The 20829-nt window shown below is 68.7% G+C and carries 22 protein-coding genes; 18 read left to right on the top strand and 4 right to left on the bottom strand.

Features of this window, described 5'->3' with window-relative positions; translation table 11 throughout:
- Window positions 1–2 precede the first annotated feature (2 nt).
- Window positions 3–1100, bottom strand: a complete 1098-nt coding sequence (locus tag DES41_RS00110) for an acyltransferase family protein (protein WP_170168050.1) — start codon at window positions 1098–1100, stop codon at window positions 3–5.
- A gap of 149 nt (window positions 1101–1249) precedes the next feature.
- On the opposite strand from DES41_RS00110, the gene DES41_RS00105 reads away from it, so the two are divergent.
- Window positions 1250–1618, top strand: coding sequence for a response regulator (locus DES41_RS00105; RefSeq protein WP_114464805.1), 369 nt, complete (start codon window positions 1250–1252; stop codon window positions 1616–1618).
- Between the two features lie 10 nt (window positions 1619–1628).
- On the opposite strand, the gene DES41_RS00100 is transcribed toward DES41_RS00105, so the two are convergent.
- On the bottom strand, window positions 1629–2315 hold the full coding sequence (locus DES41_RS00100; RefSeq protein WP_114464803.1) for a GntR family transcriptional regulator: 687 nt from the start codon (window positions 2313–2315) through the stop codon (window positions 1629–1631).
- 146 nt (window positions 2316–2461) lie between these two features.
- On the opposite strand from DES41_RS00100, the gene DES41_RS00095 reads away from it, so the two are divergent.
- Genes DES41_RS00095 through DES41_RS00055 form a run of 9 tightly spaced genes read left to right on the top strand, consistent with a single transcriptional unit; the run spans window position 2462 to window position 11053 of the window.
- Window positions 2462–3886, top strand: a complete 1425-nt coding sequence (locus DES41_RS00095) for an FAD-binding oxidoreductase (protein WP_211332857.1) — start codon at window positions 2462–2464, stop codon at window positions 3884–3886.
- Window positions 3886–4416, top strand: coding sequence for a TRAP transporter small permease (locus DES41_RS00090; RefSeq protein WP_114464801.1), 531 nt, complete (start codon window positions 3886–3888; stop codon window positions 4414–4416). The genes DES41_RS00095 and DES41_RS00090 overlap by 1 nt, the downstream gene beginning before the upstream one ends.
- Window positions 4413–5690 (top strand): TRAP transporter large permease, encoded by a 1278-nt coding sequence (locus DES41_RS00085; protein WP_114464800.1) that lies wholly within the window; start codon window positions 4413–4415, stop codon window positions 5688–5690. Before DES41_RS00090 ends, DES41_RS00085 begins: the two co-directional genes overlap by 4 nt.
- A 32-nt stretch (window positions 5691–5722) precedes the next feature.
- Entirely contained in the window at window positions 5723–6739 is a 1017-nt protein-coding gene (locus tag DES41_RS00080) for a TRAP transporter substrate-binding protein (protein WP_114466751.1), read from the top strand.
- Window positions 6736–7524: an SDR family oxidoreductase gene (locus DES41_RS00075; RefSeq protein WP_114464798.1), complete on the top strand. Its 789-nt coding sequence runs from the start codon at window positions 6736–6738 to the stop codon at window positions 7522–7524. Before DES41_RS00080 ends, DES41_RS00075 begins: the two co-directional genes overlap by 4 nt.
- Window positions 7521–8309, top strand: a complete 789-nt coding sequence (locus tag DES41_RS00070) for an SDR family NAD(P)-dependent oxidoreductase (RefSeq protein WP_114464796.1) — start codon at window positions 7521–7523, stop codon at window positions 8307–8309. The genes DES41_RS00075 and DES41_RS00070 overlap by 4 nt, the downstream gene beginning before the upstream one ends.
- A gap of 4 nt (window positions 8310–8313) precedes the next feature.
- Entirely contained in the window at window positions 8314–9186 is an 873-nt protein-coding gene (locus tag DES41_RS00065) for an isocitrate lyase/PEP mutase family protein (RefSeq protein WP_114464794.1), read from the top strand.
- Window positions 9187–9209: 23 nt separating this feature from the next.
- Window positions 9210–10127 (top strand): dihydrodipicolinate synthase family protein, encoded by a 918-nt coding sequence (locus tag DES41_RS00060; protein ID WP_114464792.1) that lies wholly within the window; start codon window positions 9210–9212, stop codon window positions 10125–10127.
- 5 nt (window positions 10128–10132) lie between these two features.
- A complete protein-coding gene (locus DES41_RS00055; RefSeq protein WP_245965526.1) occupies window positions 10133–11053 on the top strand; it encodes a ribokinase in 921 nt (306 codons plus the stop codon).
- A 1-nt stretch (window position 11054) separates the two neighbouring features.
- Here the strand turns inward: DES41_RS00055 and DES41_RS00050 are convergent, their stop codons facing one another.
- Both DES41_RS00050 and DES41_RS00045 read right to left on the bottom strand, forming a co-directional pair.
- Window positions 11055–11480, bottom strand: a complete 426-nt coding sequence (locus tag DES41_RS00050) for a PIN domain-containing protein (RefSeq protein WP_114464788.1) — start codon at window positions 11478–11480, stop codon at window positions 11055–11057.
- A gap of 3 nt (window positions 11481–11483) precedes the next feature.
- Window positions 11484–11708 (bottom strand): DUF6364 family protein, encoded by a 225-nt coding sequence (locus DES41_RS00045; protein ID WP_114464786.1) that lies wholly within the window; start codon window positions 11706–11708, stop codon window positions 11484–11486.
- Between the two features lie 353 nt (window positions 11709–12061).
- Between DES41_RS00045 and DES41_RS00040 the strand changes: the two genes are divergently transcribed.
- The 8 genes from DES41_RS00040 (at window position 12062) to DES41_RS00005 (ending at window position 20460) form a co-directional block, all read left to right on the top strand.
- Entirely contained in the window at window positions 12062–12964 is a 903-nt protein-coding gene (locus DES41_RS00040; RefSeq protein ID WP_425466335.1) for an ABC transporter substrate-binding protein, read from the top strand.
- A 3-nt stretch (window positions 12965–12967) separates the two neighbouring features.
- Window positions 12968–13813: an ABC transporter permease gene (locus DES41_RS00035; protein ID WP_114464782.1), complete on the top strand. Its 846-nt coding sequence runs from the start codon at window positions 12968–12970 to the stop codon at window positions 13811–13813.
- On the top strand, window positions 13813–14595 hold the full coding sequence (locus tag DES41_RS00030) for an ABC transporter ATP-binding protein (RefSeq protein ID WP_114464780.1): 783 nt from the start codon (window positions 13813–13815) through the stop codon (window positions 14593–14595). Before DES41_RS00035 ends, DES41_RS00030 begins: the two co-directional genes overlap by 1 nt.
- Window position 14596: 1 nt before the next feature.
- Window positions 14597–15373, top strand: a complete 777-nt coding sequence (hutC, locus tag DES41_RS00025) for a histidine utilization transcriptional repressor HutC (protein ID WP_114464778.1) — start codon at window positions 14597–14599, stop codon at window positions 15371–15373.
- Between the two features lie 152 nt (window positions 15374–15525).
- Complete coding sequence (gene hutH, locus DES41_RS00020; protein WP_114464776.1) at window positions 15526–17079, top strand: histidine ammonia-lyase; 1554 nt, start codon at window positions 15526–15528, stop codon at window positions 17077–17079.
- A gap of 21 nt (window positions 17080–17100) precedes the next feature.
- Window positions 17101–18816 (top strand): urocanate hydratase, encoded by a 1716-nt coding sequence (gene hutU, locus DES41_RS00015; protein ID WP_114464774.1) that lies wholly within the window; start codon window positions 17101–17103, stop codon window positions 18814–18816.
- Window positions 18817–18819: 3 nt separating this feature from the next.
- Window positions 18820–19665, top strand: coding sequence for a phytanoyl-CoA dioxygenase family protein (locus tag DES41_RS00010; RefSeq protein WP_114464772.1), 846 nt, complete (start codon window positions 18820–18822; stop codon window positions 19663–19665).
- A 60-nt stretch (window positions 19666–19725) separates the two neighbouring features.
- Window positions 19726–20460: a transporter substrate-binding domain-containing protein gene (locus DES41_RS00005; RefSeq protein ID WP_114464770.1), complete on the top strand. Its 735-nt coding sequence runs from the start codon at window positions 19726–19728 to the stop codon at window positions 20458–20460.
- Window positions 20461–20829: the final 369 nt, after the last annotated feature.

Here is a 20829-nt window from a genome sequence, read left to right as displayed (position 1 = left end):
GCTCAGCCGGCCTGGGCCCGGTGCGCAAAGGTCCGCAGCAATGCGGCCTTGAGCGGGCCCTTCAAACGCTCGGTCCGCGCGCCGAGCAGCCACACCACGAGCAGCGGGCCCAGCACGACGGGCAGCGCGCGGTATTCCCACCATCCCAGCCCGTGCGCCAGCGCGCCGAAGAACTGCAGCAGCGGGTTGTGGAAGAGGTACAGGGCGAAGGTGTAGCCGGCCAGGGCGCGGATGCCGCGTTCCAGCCGTGGCGGCACCGCTGCGTCGTCCTGCAGCAGGCGCCGCGCACCCACGAAATGCAGGGCGACGAGCGCGCCCACCAGGTAATCCCCCAGGAAGTTGGCCGACCAGCCAAGCTGCCGGGAGGTGGCGCTGCCCAGCCACTGCGCGGTGAAGCGGGCCAGATCCTGGGGCAGGGCCGAGTCGCGGTACGCGAGGTAGGCCGCCAGCGTGGCGGCGCACAGCAAGCCCGCGGCGCCGGGGGACAGGCGCTGGGCGAGCCGTGTGCGGTAGGCCCAGACGCCGGCCAGCCAGACCGGCAGCAGCAGCAGGATCTTGGGGCCCATCACGAGCGCGACCAGGCCGCAGGCCAGCCAGCGCCCACGTCCCCGCGTGAACAGCCAGGCGCCGAACAGCACGTAGTACCAGAACTCGTAGCCGACCGACCAGTACGGCGTGTTGGAAAAAGGGTGGAGCGACCAGAACCACAGCTCGTTGGCGAAGGCCAGGCTGGCCACGGTGCGGGCGACCGGATGGCTGTATTCGTACCAGGTGAAGTCGTACAGGTGGGGGGCGAGCCGCATGCCGATCGCGTCGACCAGCAGGGTCAGCAGCAGGGCCGGCACGCAGACCGACCATAGCCTTGCGAGCCGTGCCGCCGCATAGCCGCGCGGACTGGCGGCTTCCCGGGTGGCCACGTGGGCGATCACGAAGCCCGACAGCACGAAGAACAGCATCACCGCATCGCTGCCGAAGACGGCGAACCGCCACAGGAAGGGCAGCCCGCCCGACAGGCGTTCGAAGCTCGCGTGCAGCACGAACACCGCGAGCGCCGCGAGAAAACGCAGCAGATCCAGATACACCGACAGACTGCGGCTCACACCCTGTTGTCCCCATGCGTGCGTTGGTACCAGCGGCGCGCATTGTGACCGAGCGGCGGCAGCGTCGCCGCGGCACGAAGCGCGCTTGACCTACATCAAATGATGTGGGCGGGCGCTAGCATCGCGGCAACCACTGGCCACCCCCCTCCATGCTGCTGCGCATCTTCCTCGTGGAAGACAACCCTCTCATCCGCCAGACCATGCAGGAAATGCTGGAAGAGGTGCTGGCAGCGCAGGTCGTCGCCTGGGCCGACGGGGAGAACACGGCCATCGAGGCGATGCGCCGCACGGAATGGGACGTGGCCCTGGTCGACCTGTTCCTCGCGCAGGGCTCCGGCCTGGGCGTGGCCAGGGCGTTCGAGCGGCGGGGCGCCGGGCAGCGCGTCTATGTGCTGAGCAACTACGCGACGCCCAGCATCCGCGAGCGCTGTGCCGCGATCCGCATCGACGGCATCTACGACAAGTCCACCGAACTCGACCGGCTGCTCGAGGCACTGGGCCAGCTGCAGCGGCCCTGACGCACGCGCCTCAGGCCGCCGCCGCGCGCCGCGCCTTGAGGCTGGCCATGTAGTTCTCGCGCGTGCCGGCGACGTGCACGCGCATGAGCGCGTCGAAGGCTGCGAAATCGCCAGCGCTGAAGTGGGCCAGCAGCTGCTGGTGCTGTTCGTAGCCGGCCGGGCGCAGCACGTCGGCCGGGGCCGACAGGTGCGTGCGCAGCGCGGCGATCTTGGCACCCGCCGTGGCGTAGGCGGCCTGCAGGTAGCTGTTGCCACAGTGCAGGACGAAGGCCTCGTGCAGCCGCGTGTCGGCACGGCTGTAGCGCACGCCGTCCTTGCTCTTGCGTGAGGCCGTCATTTCGGAGATGGCCGCCTGGACTTCGGCGATGGTGTCCTCACGTGCGTGGCGGAACGCCAGTTCGGCGGCGCGCGGCTCGATCAGCATGCGGAACTCGCACAGCGCCTGTACATCGGCCTCGCTGGCCTCGAACACATAGCTGCCGCGCTGCGGCTTGACCGCCACCAGGCCCAGCTGCTGCAACTGGTTCAACGCCTCGCGCACCGGCGTGCGACTGACGCCGAACGAGTTGGCGAGCTGCTCCTCCGGAATCATCTCGCCCAGCGCGAACTGGCCGTCGACGATGGCTTCGCGCAGGCGCTGTGCGACCTGGGTGGCCAGCGAACGGGGGGCTTCGATCTTGAAACTGGGTGCGCTCACGGCGCGGTCTCCTGTGGTGCGCCCATGACGGCAAAGGGCTTCTGAGTCTCGCAGAACAAACCCTTTTCCCGTGCAGGCGGGTGCATTCTGTCATTGGTGTTTGTACTAGTGCTTTAGTACCTTACATACAAGGATACTTCTGTGCCATGAACATGACCATCCCGGCGGGCGCAGACGCGGCCCGCGCCATCGAAGTGCTCACCAGGCTGCGCGACCAGTTGGGCGCAGCGGCGGTGCTGATCGGCGCCGACGTGCCCGAGCGCAACCGGAACGACTGGAGCACGCAGCCGCCGACGAACCCGCTGGCCGTGGTCCGGCCCGTGGACGCCGCCGGCGTCTCGGCCGCGCTGCGCGCCTGCCGTGAGGCCTCCCTGCCCGTGGTGCCACAGGGCGGCCTGACCGGCCTGTGCGGCGGCGCCCGGCCCGAGGACGGCTGGGTCGCGCTGTCGCTGGAACGCCTGGTGGGCGTGGAAGAGATCGACCCCGACAGCGCCACCATGACCGTGCGTGCCGGCACGCCGCTGGAAGCCGTGCAGCGCGCCGCGACGGACGCGGGCCTGTACTTCGCGCTCGACCTGGGCTCGCGCGGCTCCTGCGCCATCGGCGGCAACCTGTCGACCAATGCCGGCGGCAACCGCGTGATCCGCTACGGCATGGCGCGCGAGCTGGTGCTGGGGCTGGAATGGGTGCTGCCCGACGGCACCATCGTCACCAGCCTCAACAAGATGATGAAGAACAATGCGGGCTACGACCTCAAGCAGTTGTTCATCGGCAGCGAAGGCACGCTGGGCGTCATCACGCGCATCGTGCTCAAGCTGCACCCGCAGCCGGGCTGCACCATGTCGGCGCTGTGCGCGCTGCCGGACTACCCGTCGGTGGTGCGCCTGCTGAACGCATCGCGGCGCGGCCTGGGTCCGCTGCTGTCGGCCTTCGAGGTGATGTGGCCCGACTACTGGGAAGTGGTCACGCAGCGCGTGGGCGTGCGCCCGCCGGTCGCGGGCGCGCACGGCTTTTACGTGCTCGTGGAGGCCCAGGGCACGGACGAGGCCGTGGACGGCCCGCGCTTCGCCGCCTGGCTGGAGCAGTTCGCCGATGGCGGCGGCCTGGCCGACGCGGCGTTGGCCCAGTCGGTGGCCGACACGCAATCGTTCTGGGCACTGCGCGATGCGTGCTCGGAGTTCTTCCAGGTCCTCGGCCCCCACGTCTCCTACGACGTGGCGCTGGCGGTGCGCGACATGGACGCCTTCGCTGCGCAGTGCAAGGCCGCGCTGCTGGCGCAGATCCCCGGCTGCGAGAGCGTCTACTACGGCCACATCGGCGATGGCAACGTGCACCTGGTGGCCTGGGTCCCCGGCCTGTCCATCGAGGAGCAGCCCAAGAAGCGCATGGACGAGGTGATCTACGGCACCGTGCGCGACTTCAAGGGCAGCATCTCGGCCGAGCACGGCATCGGCACGGCCAAGAAGCCCTACCTGTCGTATGCGCGCAGCCCGGAAGAGATCGCGCTGATGCGCACGCTCAAGCAGGCGCTGGATCCGCAGAACCTCTTGAACCCCGGCAAGGTGATTTGATGGACCGCCTGTTCAAGGCCATCGAGTTCGTGCTGGCCATGCTGCTGCTGGGCATGGTGCTCATGGTGTTCGGCAACGTGCTGCTGCGCTATGCCTTCAACTCGGGCATCCAGGTGTCGGAGGAGATGTCGCGTTTCTTCTTCATCTGGCTCACCTTCATCGGCGCCATCGTCGCCATGCGCGAAGGCGCGCACCTGGGCATGGACAACTTCGTCAACAAGCTGTCGCGCCGCGGCAAGCTCGTCTGCCTCACGCTGTGCCAGCTGCTCACGCTGCTGTGCTGCGCGATGATGTTCCGCGGCACCTGGGTGCAGCACGAGATCAACGCGACCACGGCCGCGCCCGTCACCGGCCTGTCGATGATCTGGGTCTTCGGCGTCGCCTACCTGACGGCGGTCGCCATCGGCGCGATGGCGCTGCGCACGCTGTGGCGCATCGCGCGCGGCCAGGTGGCCGATGACGAACTGGTCGCCATCAGCGAGAGCGAGGAAAACCTGCACCCGACGACACCGGCAGGAGCACGGCCATGACGATCGCCGTCTTCACCTTCTCCTTGCTCGGCGCCATGATGCTGGGCCTGCCGATCGCGTTCGCGCTTCTGGTCTGCGGCGCCGCATTGATGGTGGCGCAGGGCCAGATCGACACCACCATCCTGTCGCAGAAGCTGGTCGAGGGTGCCGACAGCTTCCCGCTGCTGGCGATCCCGTTCTTCATGCTGGCCGGTGAGCTCATGAACGCGGGCGGCATCTCCAAGCGCATCGTGCACTTCGCCCTGGCCTGGGTCGGCCACATCCGGGGCGGCCTGGGCGTGGTAGCGATCTTCGCCTCGGTGCTGATGGCGGCGATCTCTGGCAGTGCCGCGGCCGACGCGGCCGCCATCGGCGCGCTGCTGATCCCGATGATGCGCAAGGCGGGCTACAACGTGCCGCGCTCGGCCGGCCTGATCGCCGCCGGCGGCGTGATCGCGCCGGTGATCCCGCCGTCCATCGGCCTCATCGTGTTCGGCGTGATCGCCAACGTGTCGATCGGCAAGCTGTTCCTGGCGGGCATCTTCCCGGGCCTGATGATGGGCCTGGCCCTGCTGCTGACCTGGCAGTGGGTGGCGCGGCGCGACCAGGTCTCCGTGCTGCCGCGCCAGAGCATGGCCGCGCGTGGCCGCGCCGCGTTCGACGGCATCTGGGCACTGTTGATGCCGCTGGGCATCATCGGCGGCCTGAAGTTCGGCGTGTTCACGCCGACCGAGGCCGGCGTGGTGGCCTGCGTCTACGCCTTCGTGCTGGGCGCCTTCGTCTACCGCGAACTGCCGCTGCGCCAGCTGTACCCCTTGCTGGTGTCGGCGGCCAAGAGCACGGCCGTGGTGGTGTTCCTGATCGCCGCGGCGCTGGTCTCGGCCTGGCTCATCACCACGTCGGAGGTGCCGCAGCAGGTCTCCGCCCTGCTGCAGCCGTTCATGTTCAACAAGATCGTGCTGATGTTCGTGATCATGTTCATCGTGGTCATCGTCGGCACGGCGCTCGACTTCGCGCCCACGCTGATGATCCTGACGCCGGTGCTGATGCCGGTGATCAAGGAGGCCGGCATCGACCCGGTGTACTTCGGCGTGCTGTTCATCATGAACAACGCCATCGGCCTGATCACGCCGCCCGTGGGCATCGTGCTGAACGTGATCTGCGGCGTCGCCAAGATCTCGATGAAGGACCTCATGCAGGGGCTGTGGCCCTTCCTGTGGGCCGAGCTGGCCGTGCTGTTCCTGCTCGTGCTGTTCCCCGACCTCGTGCTGGTGCCGCTGCGCTGGCTCAGCTGACCGCTTTCCTTCTACACCCTGGAGACATGACCATGCACCACATTTCCCGCACCGCCCTGACGGCCGTGGCCGCCGCCACCTTGCTGCTGGCCGCCGGCGCCGCCAGCGCCCAGTTCCAGAGCCGCAACTTCCGCGTCTCCAATGGCGTGAGCAAGGAGCATCCCATGGGCAACGGCCTCGCGGCCATGGGCGCCTGCACGCTGGAGAAGTCGGGCGGCAAGATGAAGATCCAGGCCTTCTGGGATGGGTCGCTGGGCAGCGACCTGACCAGCACGCAGAGCGTGCGCACCGGCTCCATCGACATGGTGCTGACCTCCACCGCGCCGGTGGTGTCCATCGTGCCGGCGCTCGGGGTGTTCGACCTGCCCTTCCTGTTCAACACCGCCACCGAGGCCGACCAGCTGCTGGACGGCAAGGTGGGCGACTATTTCTCGTCCAAGATGCCGGCCGTGGGCCTCATCAACCTGGCCTGGTGGGAGAACGGTTTCCGCCACACCACCAACTCCAAGCGCCCGATCACGAAGTTCGAGGATTTCGACGGCGTGAAGATGCGCGTGATGCAGAACAACGTCTACCTGGACACCTTCAAGACCCTGGGCAGCAATGCCGTGCCCATGGCCTTCACCGAGGTCTATTCGGCGCTGGAAACCAGGACCGTGGACGGCCAGGAGAACCCGTTCACCAACATCGAGAACATGAAGTTCTACGAGGTGCAGAAGTACCTCACGCTGTCCAAGCACGCCTACAGCCCGACGCTGGTGCTGTTCTCCAAGAAGATCTGGGACGGCCTGTCGGAGCAGGAGCACGCCGTGCTGAAGGAGTGCGCCGTGGTCGGCCGTGCCGAGCAGCGCAAAGCCAACCGCGCCATGGAAGCCAAGAGCGTGGACAACCTGCGTGCCAAGGGCATGGCCGTCAACGAGATCAACCCGGCCGAGACGGCGCGCATCCGCGAGAAGACCCGTGTCATCTACGAGCGCCACGCCAAGGCCATCGGCGAAGAGCCGATCGCGCTGGTGACCGACGAACTGAAGCGGATCCGCGGGCAATGAGCGGAGTTCTGGAAGGGCAGGTCGCCTGGGTCACGGGCGGCGGCAGCGGCATCGGCCTGGCCGGCGCGGTGGACCTGGCCAAGGCCGGTGCACGCGTCGTGATCTCCGGCCGCGACGCGGCCAAGCTCGACGCCGCCATCGCGGAGGCCGAGTCGCGCGGCGCGCCGGCCGGCAGCATCACGGCCAGGCCGCTCGACGTGGCCGATGCCAAGGCCGTCAATGCGGTGGCCGCTGCGATCCAGGCCGAGCTGGGCCGGGTCGACATCCTGGTCAACAGCGCGGGGCTCAACTACCCCAAGCGCTACTGGTGCGACACCGATGCCGAGACCTTCGCCGACGTGGTGGGCATCAACCTCAACGGTGCCACCTACTGCACGCTGGCCGTGGTCATGGGCATGCGTGCGCGCGGGCAGGGCACGGTCATCAACGTGGCCTCGTTCGCGGGCTTCCACTACGAGTACATGACCGGCCCGGCCTACACGGCGAGCAAGGCCGCGATGATGGCGCTGACGCATTCCTTCAACATCGAGGAGTGCGTGAACGGCCTGCGCGCCACGTCGCTGTGCCCGGGCGAGGTGGCCACGCCCATCTTGAAGAAGCGGCCGGTGCAGCCGACCGAGGCCGACAAGGCCCGCATGCTGCAGGAGGCCGACCTGGGCCGCACCATCCGTTTCATCGCCGAGGCGCCCGCGCACGTGTGCGTCAACGAACTGGTGATCTCACCGGTGTGGAACCGCACCTACGTGCAGGACCAGCCGCTGGTCCGTAAGAAGCCCGCCGCATGACAGCACCCCTGGTTGTGGCCGTCACCGGCTCGGGCCAGGGCATCGGCCTGGCCGTGGCGCGCCGGTTTGCCGAGCGCGGTGCGCGTGTCGTCGTTTCCGACGTCGATGCCGCGCGCTGCCAGCGCGCGGCCGACGAGATCGGCGCATTGGCCGTGCCGGCCGACGTGACCGACGCTGCGCAGTGCCGCCAGCTCGTCGAGCGCACCGTGGCTGCGCATGGGCGGCTCGACGTGATGGTCTGCAACGCCGGCATCATGCAGTTGAAGCCCTTCCTCGAACTCGAAGCCGCCGACTGGGACCGCATGCTGGGCGTCAACGCCAAGGGCTGCTTCCTGAGCCTGCAGGCGGCGGGGCGGCAGATGCTGCAGCAAGCGCCGCTGGCCGCCGGCCGGCCGCGCGGCAAGATCATCACCATCGCCTCGATCGCCGGCCGCAGCGGCGCCGGCCCCATCGCCGCGGTGACCCCGCACTACCGCGCGAGCAAGGCGGCCGTGCTGAGCCTCACGCAGTCGGCCGCCATCGCGTTCGCGCCGCACCTGACCGTCAACGCCATCTGCCCCGGCCTGGTCGAGAGCGAGATGTGGCGCGGCATCGACCGCGACTGGGGTGCCCTGCAAGGCCTGGGCGAGGGGCAGTTCTGGCAGCAGCGCATCGCCAGCATCCCGATGGGCCGGCCGCAGCAGCCCGAGGACGTGGCCGACCTCGCCACCATGCTGGCAGCGCCAGAATCCGACTACATGACCGGCCAGGCCATCAATGTCGATGGCGGCCTGATGATGAACTGAAGCCATGCCACATCCCGCAGCCACACTCAAAAGCCTGCTCGCCAGCGGCACCATCGTCCAGGCGCCCGGCGCCTACGACGGCCTCAGCGCCCGCCTGGTCGAACGCGCCGGCTTCCCCGCGATCTACATGACCGGCTTCGGCGCCACGGCCACGCGGCTGGGCCAGCCCGACATCGGCCTGCTGACGCAGACCGAGATGACCACGCACGCGCGCGACATGGTGCGCGCCGTCGGCATCCCCGTGATCGCGGATGCCGACACCGGCTACGGCGGCCCGTCCAACATCGAGCGCACGGTGCGCGAGTACGTGCAGGCCGGCGTCGCGGCGATCCACCTGGAAGACCAGGTGGCGCCCAAGCGCTGCGGCCAGATGGCCGGCATCCGCCTGATCGACGCGGCCGAGAACGCGCGCCGCCTGCGCTGTGCGGTGCAGTCCCGCGGCGATGACGGCCCGCTCGTGATCGGCCGCACCGACGCGCTGCCGGCCGCCGGCATCGACGAGGCCGTGGCGCGCGCCCAGCGCTACCAGGACGCGGGCGTGGACCTGGTGTTCGTCGACGGCATCAAAACCGTGGCCGAGGTCGAGGCCGTGGCGCGCCGCGTGGCCGGCCCCAAGGTGGTCTCCATCGTCGACGGCACGCCGGCCGTGGCTTTGACGGCGCCGGAGCTGCAGGCCATGGGCTTTTCCATCGTGTTCTACGCCGTCACCGCGCTGTTCAGCGCCGCGCGCGCCGTGCAGGAGTCGCTGGCCGCGCTGCATGCCGGCGGCACGCCGGGCGCGCTGGCGCAGCCCGGCCTGTCGTACGCCGCGTTTGCCGACACCGTGGGCCTGGCGCACCACCAGCAGCTGGACGAGCAATTCGGCGGCTCCAACTGATTTCACCGACTCGAAAGTCAACCATGACCACCACCGTATCCCATGCCGGCATCTGGCCCGCGCTGCTGACGCCGCTCAACGCCGACCTCAGCATCGACATCCCCAAGTTCGCCAAGCATTCGAAGGCGCTGATCGACGGCGGCTGTGCCGGCGTCACGCCGTTCGGCACCACGGGCGAAGGCCCGTCGTTCACGGTGGCTGAGCGCCGCGCCGCACTGGAAGGCCTGATCGCCGGCGGTGTGCCGGCCGAGCGCATCCTGGTCTCGACCAGCTGTGCCGCACTGCCCGACACTTTGGAGCTCACGCGCCACGCGCTGTCCGTGGGCGCCACGCGCTGCCTGATCCTGCCGCCGTTCTTTTTGAAGGGCGTGCCCGACCAGGGCGTGATCGATTCCTACCGCTATGTGATCGACGGCGTGGCCGACGCGCGGCTGCGCGTGGTGCTGTACCACATTCCCCAGGTCTCGGGCGTGCGCCTGTCGCACCAGGTCATCTCGACCTTGCGCCTGCTGTACCCCGACACCATCGTCGGCCTGAAGGACAGCGGCTGCACGCGTGCCGATTCGGTGGCCTATGCCGAAGCCTTCATGCCCGGCATGCAGGTCTGGGTCGGCAACGAACCCGACCTGCCCACCATGGGCGCGCGTGGCAGCCTGGGCGCCGTGAGCGGCATCGCCAACGTGATGCCGCACCTGGTCGGCCGCCTGGCACTGGCGCAGGGCGACGAGGCGGCGCATCGCGACCTGCAGCGCGTGCGTGCCTTCCTGGACATCCTGGGCGGTTACGGCATGACGGCGGCGTTCAAGGCCATCATGGCCATCCTCGACGGCGATGCCGGCTGGCGCCGCGTGCGGCCGCCGCTGGTGGCGCTGGACGATGCCGAGCTGGCGCGCATCGAGGCGCAGATGGCTGCGTTCGCGCTGGATCGCCAACAGGACTGATGCAGATGGTCGATGTCGTCTGCATCGCCAGCTGGAACGCCGACCTGGTGTCGCGCGTGCCGCGGCCCATGGCGCGCGGCGAGACCGTGCTGGCGCGCTCGTTCGACATCAGCCCCGGCGGCAAGGGTTCGAACGCGGCCGTGGCCTGCGCGAGGCAGGGCGCGCGCACGGCCGTGGTCGCGCGCATCGGCCGCGACGATTTCGGCCGCATGGGCCTGGACCTGTGGGCGCGCGAAGGCATCGCGACCGAGCACGTGGAGCAGGTCGAAGGCGAGCGCAGCGGCGTGGCGCAGATCCTGGTGTTCGACGATGGCGACAACAGCATCGCTGTGGCGCCGGGCGCCGGCACCGGCCTGGGTGAAGCCCAAGTGCATGCCGCGCGGGCCACGATCGCCGGTGCGCGCGTCGTCATTGCCTCCAACGAGGTGCCGCAGGCGGCCACGCTGGCCGCGTTCCGCATCGCGCGCGCGGCAGGGGTCACCACGCTGCTGAACCCCGCGCCTGCCGCCGAACTGCCGGACGCGTTGCTGGCGCTGACCGATCTGTTGACCCCCAACGAGACCGAGCTGCGCAGCCTGGCGCAGCTGCCGGCCGATGCGCCGCTGGCGCAGGGCGCGCAGCGCCTGCTGGCCTGCGGCGTGGGCGCCGTGCTGGCCACGCTGGGCGCTGAAGGCTGTTGTTTGTGGCGCCCGGGCGTTGCGCCGCTGACCATCGCCGGCTGGCGCATGGAGGCCGTGGTCGACACCATCGGCGCCGGCGACACCTTCAACGGCGCGCTGGCCGCTGCGCTCGCACGCGGCCTGCCGCTGGAGCAGGCCATGCAGCGCGCCAACGCGGCGGCGGCGCTGTCGGTCACGGGGCAGGGCGCCATCGGCGGCATGCCGACGGCGGCGCAGGTGGGCGCCTTGCTGGCGACGCGCGGCTGACTCAGGGCGCGCCGGCTGCAAACGGGTTGGCGATGCGCACCGGTCCCATCTTGTCCCCGGTGTTCAGGTCCTCGCTGAACAGCGTGCTGCAACCGGCCGTTTGCGCGCTGGCCACGATCAGCGCGTCGTAGAACGAAAGGCTGCGCGTCTGGTGTAGATCCAGTCCCATGCGCACGATCACCGGCGTGACCTGGACGATCTCGAACTGCTCGTACAGATCGAGCCGCGCGCGGATCTGCTGCGCCGGCATGCGCAGCTTCCTGATGGCGACATTGCAGTATTCCTGCAGCACCTGGGTGGACAGCACGCCGCTGGCCTCTTCGTACAGCCGCTTCAGCAGATCCAATGCCGTCCGCTGTTTGGCGGGCAGGTCGCTCGCTTCCGCGTAGACGAGGATGTTGGTGTCGATGAAGCTGCGTTCGCCCATGGCTCAGCGCGCGTTGGCTTCGTCGCGGTCGAAGTGCCAGCCGTCGAGCCGGGCGTTTGACTGAAGGCAGTTCGCCTCGAACTGCGCCCACTGCTGCTCGCGCTGGGCGCTGCCCGCCAACTGCTCCAGGTAGTCGCGCACGGCTTGGTTCAGGCTCTTGCCCATCTTCTGGGCGGCTTCGCGGGCGCGTTGCGCGACCTGCTCGTTCACGGATAGCGTGATGTTCATGAATGGCTCCGGTTCACACATATTATGTGCGCAAGTTTGACGTGTTTTCAAGCTTGGCACGCTCCCTGCTGGTGCTCCTCCATTCGCTGGCAGCCCTGCCGGTGCAGGCACCGTCCCGGTGCCTGCCTACCAGCCCAGCCCGTGGGCGCGCCCCAAATTGGGGATACTCACGGGTTAATCTGTATATACAGGTCTGCTCAAGCGAATGAGACTGCGCCGCGCGTGCCCTCACCGGGGTGCCAACGGCAAGACGGAAGCATTCCGAAGCGTTCAACCCAACCGAGGAGGGCCGCATGGCCAAGACAGTTTTCTCCAAGATCGCCACCGTGCTGGCCGCAGGCGCGCTGGCCGCGATGGCCCAGGGCGCTGCCGCGCAGACCAAGGTCGTGATCGGCATGTCCGGCTGGACCGGCTTCGCGCCGCTGACGCTGGCCGACAAGGCTGGCATCTTCAAGAAGAACGGGCTGGACGTGGAGATCAAGATGATTCCGCAGAAAGACCGCCATCTGGCCCTGGCCTCCAAGTCCATCCAATGCGCCGCCACCACGGTGGAGACGCACGTGGCCTGGAACACCAACGGCGTGCCGATCGTGCAGATCGTGCAGCTGGACAAGTCCTACGGCGCCGACGGCATCGCCGTGCGCAACGACATCAAGGGCTTCGCCGACCTCAAGGGCAAGACCGTGGCGGTGGACGCGCCCGGCACCGCGCCGTATTTCACGCTCGCCTGGCTGCTGAGCAAGAACGGCATGAGCATCAAGGATGTCAAGACCGTCACGCTGGCGCCGCAGCCGGCCGCCCAGTCCTTCGTGACCGGCCAGAACGACGCCGCCGTGACCTACGAGCCCTACCTCTCCACCGTGCGCGACAACGCCGCCGCCGGCAAGATCCTGGCGACCACGCTGGACTTCCCGCACATCCAGGACACGCTGGGCTGCGCGCCCGACTTCCTGAAGGCCAACCCCGCAGCCGCCAAGGCGCTGGTGGACTCCTACTTCCAGGCGCTGGAGATGATCAAGGCAGACACGGCCAAGTCCAACGAGATCATGGGCGGCGCGGTCAAGCAGACCGGCGAGGCCTTCGCCAAGTCGGCGAACTTCCTGCGCTGGCAAGACAAGGCGGCCAACCAGAAGTTCTTCGCCGGTGAGCTGGAGACCTTCATGAAGGAGGCCGCGGTGATCCTGCAAGAGGCCGGCGTGATCCGCAAGCAGCCCGACAACTGGTCGGCCATGTACGACGCCAGCTACATCAAGTAAGCCATGGCCGGCGACACCACCCGCGTCCTTTCCGCGTCGCTGCCGGCGGCCCCTGCCGGCCGGCGCCGCCGCGGCATGGTGCCGTTGGAGCCCGTCAGCCCGCAGGCCCGCTGGCTGCTGGGCCTGGCGTTCTTCGTGCTGTTCGTGGCGGTCTGGGCGTTCTTCACGCTCGGCGGCTTCGTCTCGCCGACCTTCCTGGCCAGCCCCATCACCATGGTGCAGGAAGCCTGGCTGCTGTTCACCGAGTACGGCTTCATCCACGACATCGGCATGACGGTGTGGCGCGTGCTGGGCGGCTTCATCCTGGCGGCCGTGGTCGCCGTGCCGCTGGGCATCGCGATGGGGGCGTACAAGCCGGTCGAGGCCTTCCTCGAACCCTTCGTCTCGTTCTGCCGCTACCTGCCGGCCTCGGCCTTCATCCCGCTGCTGATCCTGTGGGCCGGCATCGGCGAGACGCAGAAGCTGCTGGTGATCTTCATCGGCTCGGTGTTCCAGATCATCCTGATGGTGGCCGTGACCGTGGGCGGTGCGCGCAAGGACCTCGTGGAGGCCGCCTACACGCTGGGGGCCGACAGCCCCGGCATCGTGCGCCGCGTGCTGATCCCTGGTGCCGCGCCCGGCATCGCCGAAACCCTGCGCCTGGTGCTAGGCTGGGCCTGGACCTACGTGATCGTGGCCGAACTGATCGGCTCGTCCTCGGGCATCGGCCACATGATCACCGACAGCCAGGCCCTGCTGAACACCGGCCAGATCATCTTCGGCATCATCGTCATCGGCCTGATCGGGCTGGTGTCCGACTTCATCTTCAAGGCGGTCAACAAGAAGTTGTTCGCCTGGGCCAGCCTGTGATGAGCAATCAACTTTCCATCCGCGGCGTCTCGCGCACGTTCACGAGCCCGGGCGGCAAGTCGACCCAGGCCTTGCAGCCGGTCGACTTCGAGGTCCGCAAGAACGACTTCGTCACCATCCTCGGCCCCTCGGGCTGCGGCAAGTCCACGCTGCTGCGCATCGTCGCGGGGCTGGACTACCCGACCAGCGGCCAGGTGCTGCTGGATGGCCAGAACGTGGAAGGCCCGGGCGCCGACCGCGGCATGGTGTTCCAGAGCTACACGCTGTTCCCCTGGCTCAACATCGAGCAGAACATCCGCTTCGGCCTGCGCGAGCGGAACCTGCCCGAAGCCCAGCAGAAAGAGCGGGCCGACTACTTCATCGCCAAGGTCGGGCTGCGCGGCTTCGAGCAGCACTTTCCCAAGCAGCTCTCGGGCGGCATGCAGCAGCGCACGGCGATCGCGCGCGCGCTGGCCAACGACCCCAAGATCCTGCTCATGGACGAGCCCTTCGGCGCGCTCGACAACCAGACGCGCGTGCTCATGCAGGAGCTGCTGCTGGGCATCTGGGAGGCCGAGCAGAAGACGGTGTTGTTCGTCACGCACGACATCGACGAGGCCATCTTCATGGCCAGCCGCGTGGCGGTGTTCAGCGCGCGGCCCGGCCGCATCAAGACCGAGATCGCGGTGGACCTGCCGCACCCGCGCCACTACACGGTCAAGACCACGCCCGCGTTCATGGAGCTCAAGGCCCGGCTGACGGAAGAGATCCGCGCCGAGTCGATGGCTGCTGCGGAACATTGACATGAAAGCCGGCGCCGCGCCCGCCCCACGCCCGCCCGCCCGCTCCGAGGCGGCGCCGGCGCTGGCGCTGTACGAGCAGGTGAAGGAGCACATCACGCGCCGCATCCAGAGCGGCGAGTGGCCGGCCGGGCACCGGCTGCCTTCCGAGCACGAGCTCGTGGCGCAGTTCGGCATCTCGCGCATGACGGCCAACCGCGCGCTGCGCGAGCTCATGGACCAGGGCAGGGTGGTGCGCGTGGCCGGCGTGGGCAGCTTCGTGGCCGAGGCCAAGCCGCAGTCCACGCTGCTGCAGATCGCCAACATCGCCAGCGAGATCCGCGGCCGTGGCCACGACTACGGCTTCCAGCTGATCGCGGCCGAGCGCGTGGCCGCGTCGCCCGATGTGGCGGTGTGGATGGACGTGCGCATGGGCGAATCGCTGGTGCACTGCATCTGCCTGCACCTGGAAGACGGCGTGCCCGTGCAGCTGGAAGACCGCTACGTGAACCCGCGCATCGTGCCGGCCTTCCTGGAGCAGGATTTCTCCAGCGTGCCGCCCAGCGAATACCTCGTGCGCAACGTGCCCTTCGACCAGATCGAGCACCTGGTCGATGCCGTGCTGCCGACGGCCGAACAGGCCGAGCGCCTGGCCATGGACCGGGCCGAACCCTGTTTGCTGCTGACGCGCCGCACCTGGGCGCGCGGGCAGACCATCACGCTGGTGCGCTGCCTGCATCCCGCGTCGCGCTATCGGCTGGGCAGCCGTTTGCGCAACGATGGGAATCAGGGGCTGGCATGAGCGCACGCGGCGAGGGGCCCCGCGCAGCGGGGATCGACGCCAGCGCGAATGCCGCGGGGGCACCGACCAGCGCGACCGTTGCATTGGCAGGGCACGACGGAGGCGCCTTGCCTGAACTTTTTGCGCCCGTACTTGTATAGACAGGAGATGCCATGAGCAGTGAAACCGACACCTTGACGCTGTCGCCCGGCGACGTGGGCCTTGCCCAGTTGCGACGCATCCACGCAGGCGGCGTGCGACTGGCGATGGACGAGGGCGCCCGCGCCGGCCTGCTGGCCGCGCAGGCCACCGTGCAGTCCATCCTCGACGCCGGTGCCGTGGTCTACGGCATCAACACCGGTTTCGGCAAGCTCGCGCAGACAGTGATCCCGCCCGAGCGGCTGGCCGAACTGCAGCGCAACCTCGTGCTCTCGCACAGCGTGGGCACGGGCTCGCCGCTGGCGGCCGGCGTGGTGCGGCTGGTGCTGGCCACCAAGGCCGTGAGCCTGGCGCGGGGCCACTCGGGCATTCGGCCGGAGATCGTCGACGCGCTTCTGGCGCTGTTCAATGCCGGCGTGGTGCCGCGCATCCCCGCCAAGGGCTCCGTCGGTGCCTCGGGCGACCTGGCGCCGCTGGCCCACCTGGCCTGCGTGCTGATCGGCGAAGGCGAGGCCGAGCTGGCGGACGGCCGCGTGGTGCCCGGTGCCGAGGCCATGCGCGCCATCGGCCTGGAGCCCTTCGTGCTGGGCCCCAAGGAAGGCCTGGCGCTGCTGAACGGCACCCAGGTCTCGACCGCGCTGGCGCTGGCCGGCCTCTTCGGTGCCGAGAACGTGTTCGCCGCGGGCCTGATGGCCGGCGCGCTGTCGCTCGAAGCCATCCAGGGTTCGATCAAGCCCTTCGATGCGCGCATCCATGCCGCGCGGGGCCAGCCGGGCCAGATGGCGGTGGCCGACGCCGTGCGCGCGCTGCTCGACGGCAGCGAGATCATTCCCGGCCACGCCAACTGCGGCCGCGTGCAGGACCCGTACTCGATCCGCTGCATTCCGCAGGTCATGGGCGCCTGCCTGGACAACCTGGCCCACGCAGCGCGCGTGCTGGTGATCGAGGCCAATGCGGCATCGGACAACCCGCTGGTGTTCACCGACACGGGCGAGGTCATCTCGGGCGGCAACTTCCACGCCGAGCCCGTGGCCTTCGCGGCCGACATCCTGGCTTTGGCCATCGCCGAGATCGGCGCCATTTCCGAGCGCCGCATGGCGCTGCTGCTGGATTCGGGCCTGTCCAACCTGCCGCCATTCCTGGTGCGCGACGGTGGCGTCAACTCCGGTTTCATGATTGCGCAGGTGACGGCCGCGGCGCTCGCGTCCGAGAACAAGTCGCTGGCCCACCCGGCCAGCGTGGACAGCCTGCCTACCTCGGCCAACCAGGAAGACCATGTGTCGATGGCCACCTTCGCGGCGCGCCGTCTCGGCGACATGGTGCAGAACACGGCCGTGGTCGTCGGCATCGAGGCCATGGCCGCCTGCCAGGGCATCGAGCTGAAACACGAATTGAAGAGCAGCCCGCTCATGGAAGCCGAGTTCGACGCGATCCGCGCGCACGTGGCCTTCATCGAACAGGACCGCTACCTCGCGCCCGATGTGGAGTCGATGCGGCAATGGGCGCTGGGTGCGCAGGGTCGAACCTGGCCCCCTGCCGTCACTGCCATCCTGCCCAGCCACGCCTGAACGCCCCCCAAGGAGACCGCCATGAACGCACCCGCACCCTTCGTCGCCGACATCGGCACCCGCCACGACCCCAGCCGCAAGATCGCCGCGCCCACGGGCACGCAGCTGTCGTGCAAGAGCTGGCTGACCGAGGCGCCGTTCCGCATGCTGCAGAACAACCTGCACCCCGACGTGGCCGAGCGGCCCGAAGACCTCGTGGTCTACGGCGGCATCGGCCGCGCAGCGCGCAACTGGGAATGCTTCGACCAGATCCTGGCTTCGTTGAAAGACCTGGATGAAGACGAGACGCTGCTGGTGCAGTCGGGCAAGCCGGTGGGCGTGTTCAAGACCCATGCCGATGCACCGCGCGTGCTGCTGGCCAACTCCAACCTCGTGCCCAAGTGGGGCACGTGGGAGCACTTCAACGAGCTCGACCGCAAGGGCCTCTTCATGTACGGCCAGATGACGGCTGGCAGCTGGATCTACATCGGCGCGCAGGGCATCGTGCAGGGCACCTTCGAGACCTTCGTCGAAGCCGGCCGCCAGCACTACAACAACAGCCTGACCGGCAAGTGGATCCTGACCGCCGGCCTGGGCGGCATGGGCGGTGCGCAGCCGCTGGCCGGCGTGCTGGCGGGTGCCTGCGTGCTGGCCATCGAATGCCAGCAGAGCAGCATCGACTTCCGCCTGCGCACGCGCTACCTAGACAAGCAGGCCCGGGACATCGACGACGCGCTGGCCCTGATCGCGCAGCACACGGCCGCCGGCGAGGCCATCTCCATCGGCCTCCTGGGCAACGCGGCCGAGATCGTGCCCGAGCTGGCCCGCCGCGCGAAGGCCGGCGGCATCAAGCCCGACCTGGTGACCGACCAGACCTCGGCCCACGACCTGATCCACGGCTACCTGCCGGTGGGCTGGTCGGTGCCGCAGTGGAAGGCCGCCATGGCCGACCCGGCCCAGCACGCCAGCTTGAAGGCCGCGGCCGCCAAGGGCTGCGCCGTGCACGTGCAGGCCATGCTCGACTTCCAGGCCATGGGTGTGCCGACCGTGGACTACGGCAACAACATCCGCCAGGTGGCCAAGGACGAAGGCGTGCAGAACGCGTTCGACTTCCCGGGCTTCGTGCCGGCCTACATCCGCCCGCTGTTCTGCGAGGGCAAGGGACCGTTCCGCTGGGTCGCGCTCTCGGGCGACCCCGAAGACATCTACAAGACCGACGCCAAGATCAAGGAGCTGTTCCCCGACAACAAGCACACGCACCGCTGGCTCGACATGGCGCGCGAGCGCATCGCCTTCCAGGGCCTGCCTGCGCGCATCTGCTGGCTCGGCCTGGGCGAGCGGCACCTCGCGGGCCTGGCTTTCAACGAGATGGTGCGCACGGGCGAGCTCAAGGCGCCCATCGTGATCGGCCGCGACCACCTGGACACGGGCTCGGTTGCCAGCCCCAACCGCGAGACCGAAGGCATGCGCGACGGCACCGACGCCGTCAGCGACTGGCCGCTGCTCAATGCACTGCTCAACACCGCCGGCGGCGCCACCTGGGTCAGCCTGCACCACGGCGGCGGCGTGGGCATGGGCTACTCGCAGCACGCCGGCATGGTCATCGTGTGCGACGGCACCGAGGCAGCGGACAAACGCCTGGCGCGCGTGCTCGTCAACGACTGCGGCTCGGGCGTGATGCGCCATGCCGATGCTGGCTACGAACTGGCGATCGCCACGGCCAAGAAGTTCGGCCTCAAGCTGCCGATGGTCAAGTAAGCCATGGCCGGCTTGCCCGACACCGAAGCGCTGCGCCAGCGCGTGGCCGAGCGCGTGGACGATGCCACCGTCCTCCAGTTCCAGCGCGACGGCGCCTGCGTCATCCGCCAACTGCTGACGCAGGACGAACTCGCGCTGCTGGCCGAAGGCATCGAAGAGAACCTGGCCGCCCCCAGCCCACGTGGCAAGGTGGCGAGCCGGCCCGACGACCCGGGCCGCTTCTTCGAGGACTTCTGCAACTGGCAGCACATCGGTGCCTACCGCCGCTTCATCCACGAGACGCCGCTGGCCCTGCTGGCCCAGCGCCTCATGGGTTCGCGCGAAGTGCGGCTCTACCACGACCACCTGCTGGTCAAGGAACCCGGCACACGGCAGAAGACGCCCTGGCACCAGGACCAGCCCTACTACAACATCGACGGCCTGCAGAACGTGAGCATGTGGATCCCTGTCGATCCGGTGCCGCGCGCATCCACGCTGGAGTTCGTGGCCGGCTCGCACCAGGGCCCCTGGTTGATGCCGCGCACCTTCATGGACCACCAGGCCAGGTGGTTCCCCGAAGGCAGCCTGGCGGACCTGCCCGACATCGAAGCGGCGCGCGAGCGCTTTCCCATCCTGGGCTGGGACATCGCACCGGGCGACTTCGTCTGCTTCCACATGCTCACCCTGCACGCTGCGGCCGGTGTCGGCAACGTGCAGCGCCGGCGCGTGTTCTCGCTGCGCTTCCTGGGCGACGACATCCGCCATGCGCCGCGGCGCTGGACGACCTCGCCCGATTTCCCGGGCCTGGCCGACGAACTGCCGGCCGGCGCGCCCATGGACCATGCGCTGTTCCCGCGCCTGGTCGGCTGAGCGCCCGGCCCCGATCCTGCTAGGTTCCACGTTTCCTTGACTTCCCCACCGGAGAACCCCATGACCCTTCGCCGCCACCTGCTCGCACTGGCCCTGCTGTCGTCCACCGCCCTCGGCGCCCACGCGCAGGCCGTGCTCAAGGTCGCCACCGACGCCACCTTCCCGCCCATGGAGTTCTTCGAGAACAACCAGCGCACGGGCTTCGACACCGAGCTCGTCGAAGCCATCGGCAAGCAGATGGGCCGCAAGATCGAGTGGGTGGACATCGACTTCAAGGGCCTGATCCCGGCGCTGGTCTCCAAGCGCGTGGACATGGCCGTGTCGGCCATCTACATCACCGACGAGCGCAAGAAGGTCGTCGACTTCACCGAGCCCTACTACGCTGGCGGCCTGGTCGCCATGGTCAAGGCCGACAACGCCACGATCAAGGGCCCCGCCGACCTGGCCGGCAAGAAGGTCAGCGTGCAGGTGGGCACCAAGTCCGTCAGCTACCTCAAGGAGGCGCACCCCAAGGCCCAGCTCGTCGAGGTCGAGAAGAACCAGGAGATGTTCAACCTCGTGGACATCGGCCGCAGCGACGCCGCCGTGACGGGCAAGCCCGCCGCCTACCAGTACGTGCGCACGCGCCCGGGCCTCAAGGTGCTGCCCGAGCAGCTCACCACCGAGGAATACGGCATGGCGCTGCGCAAGGATTCGCCCGAATTGACCAAGGCCGTGAACGAGGCGATCGCCATGCTCAAGGCGAACGGCAGCTATGCGGCCATCGTCAAGAAGTGGTTCCCGGCCACGCCCTGATGCAATTGGCTACCGGCTAAATGAGATCCTCTGCATCCATGGGCCCAGCGCAGCGACGGCCCGAATCCGGGGCCGAGCGCAGCGATGGCCCGACTGGGACTTCCCCCTGTGCCCCTGCCGAGGAGTGCAGTGCCATGGGCTGCGCGGGGAACCTCGCGCTTCGTGAACTGACTCATTGCGCTTGTTCGAGCGTAGTGAGCGAAGCGAACGGTGCGAGTTGCGCAATGCAGCCCATGGCGCGAGCACCGCAGGTTGCCCGGAGCGCCAGCGCAGGGACAGGGGCACCGGGGTCGCCTTCTTTTGCTTACTTTTCTTGGGCGATTGCCAAGAAAAGTGAGTCGTCGTGCGGGGGCGAAAACCCCGCCTCCT

It is taken from the genome of Pseudorhodoferax soli (genome assembly GCF_003337555.1).
In the GTDB taxonomy this organism is placed as follows: domain Bacteria; phylum Pseudomonadota; class Gammaproteobacteria; order Burkholderiales; family Burkholderiaceae_C; genus Pseudorhodoferax; species Pseudorhodoferax soli.
The sequence above is the reverse complement of the archived record's forward strand: the minus strand, read 5'-3'. Positions and strand labels throughout refer to the sequence as shown.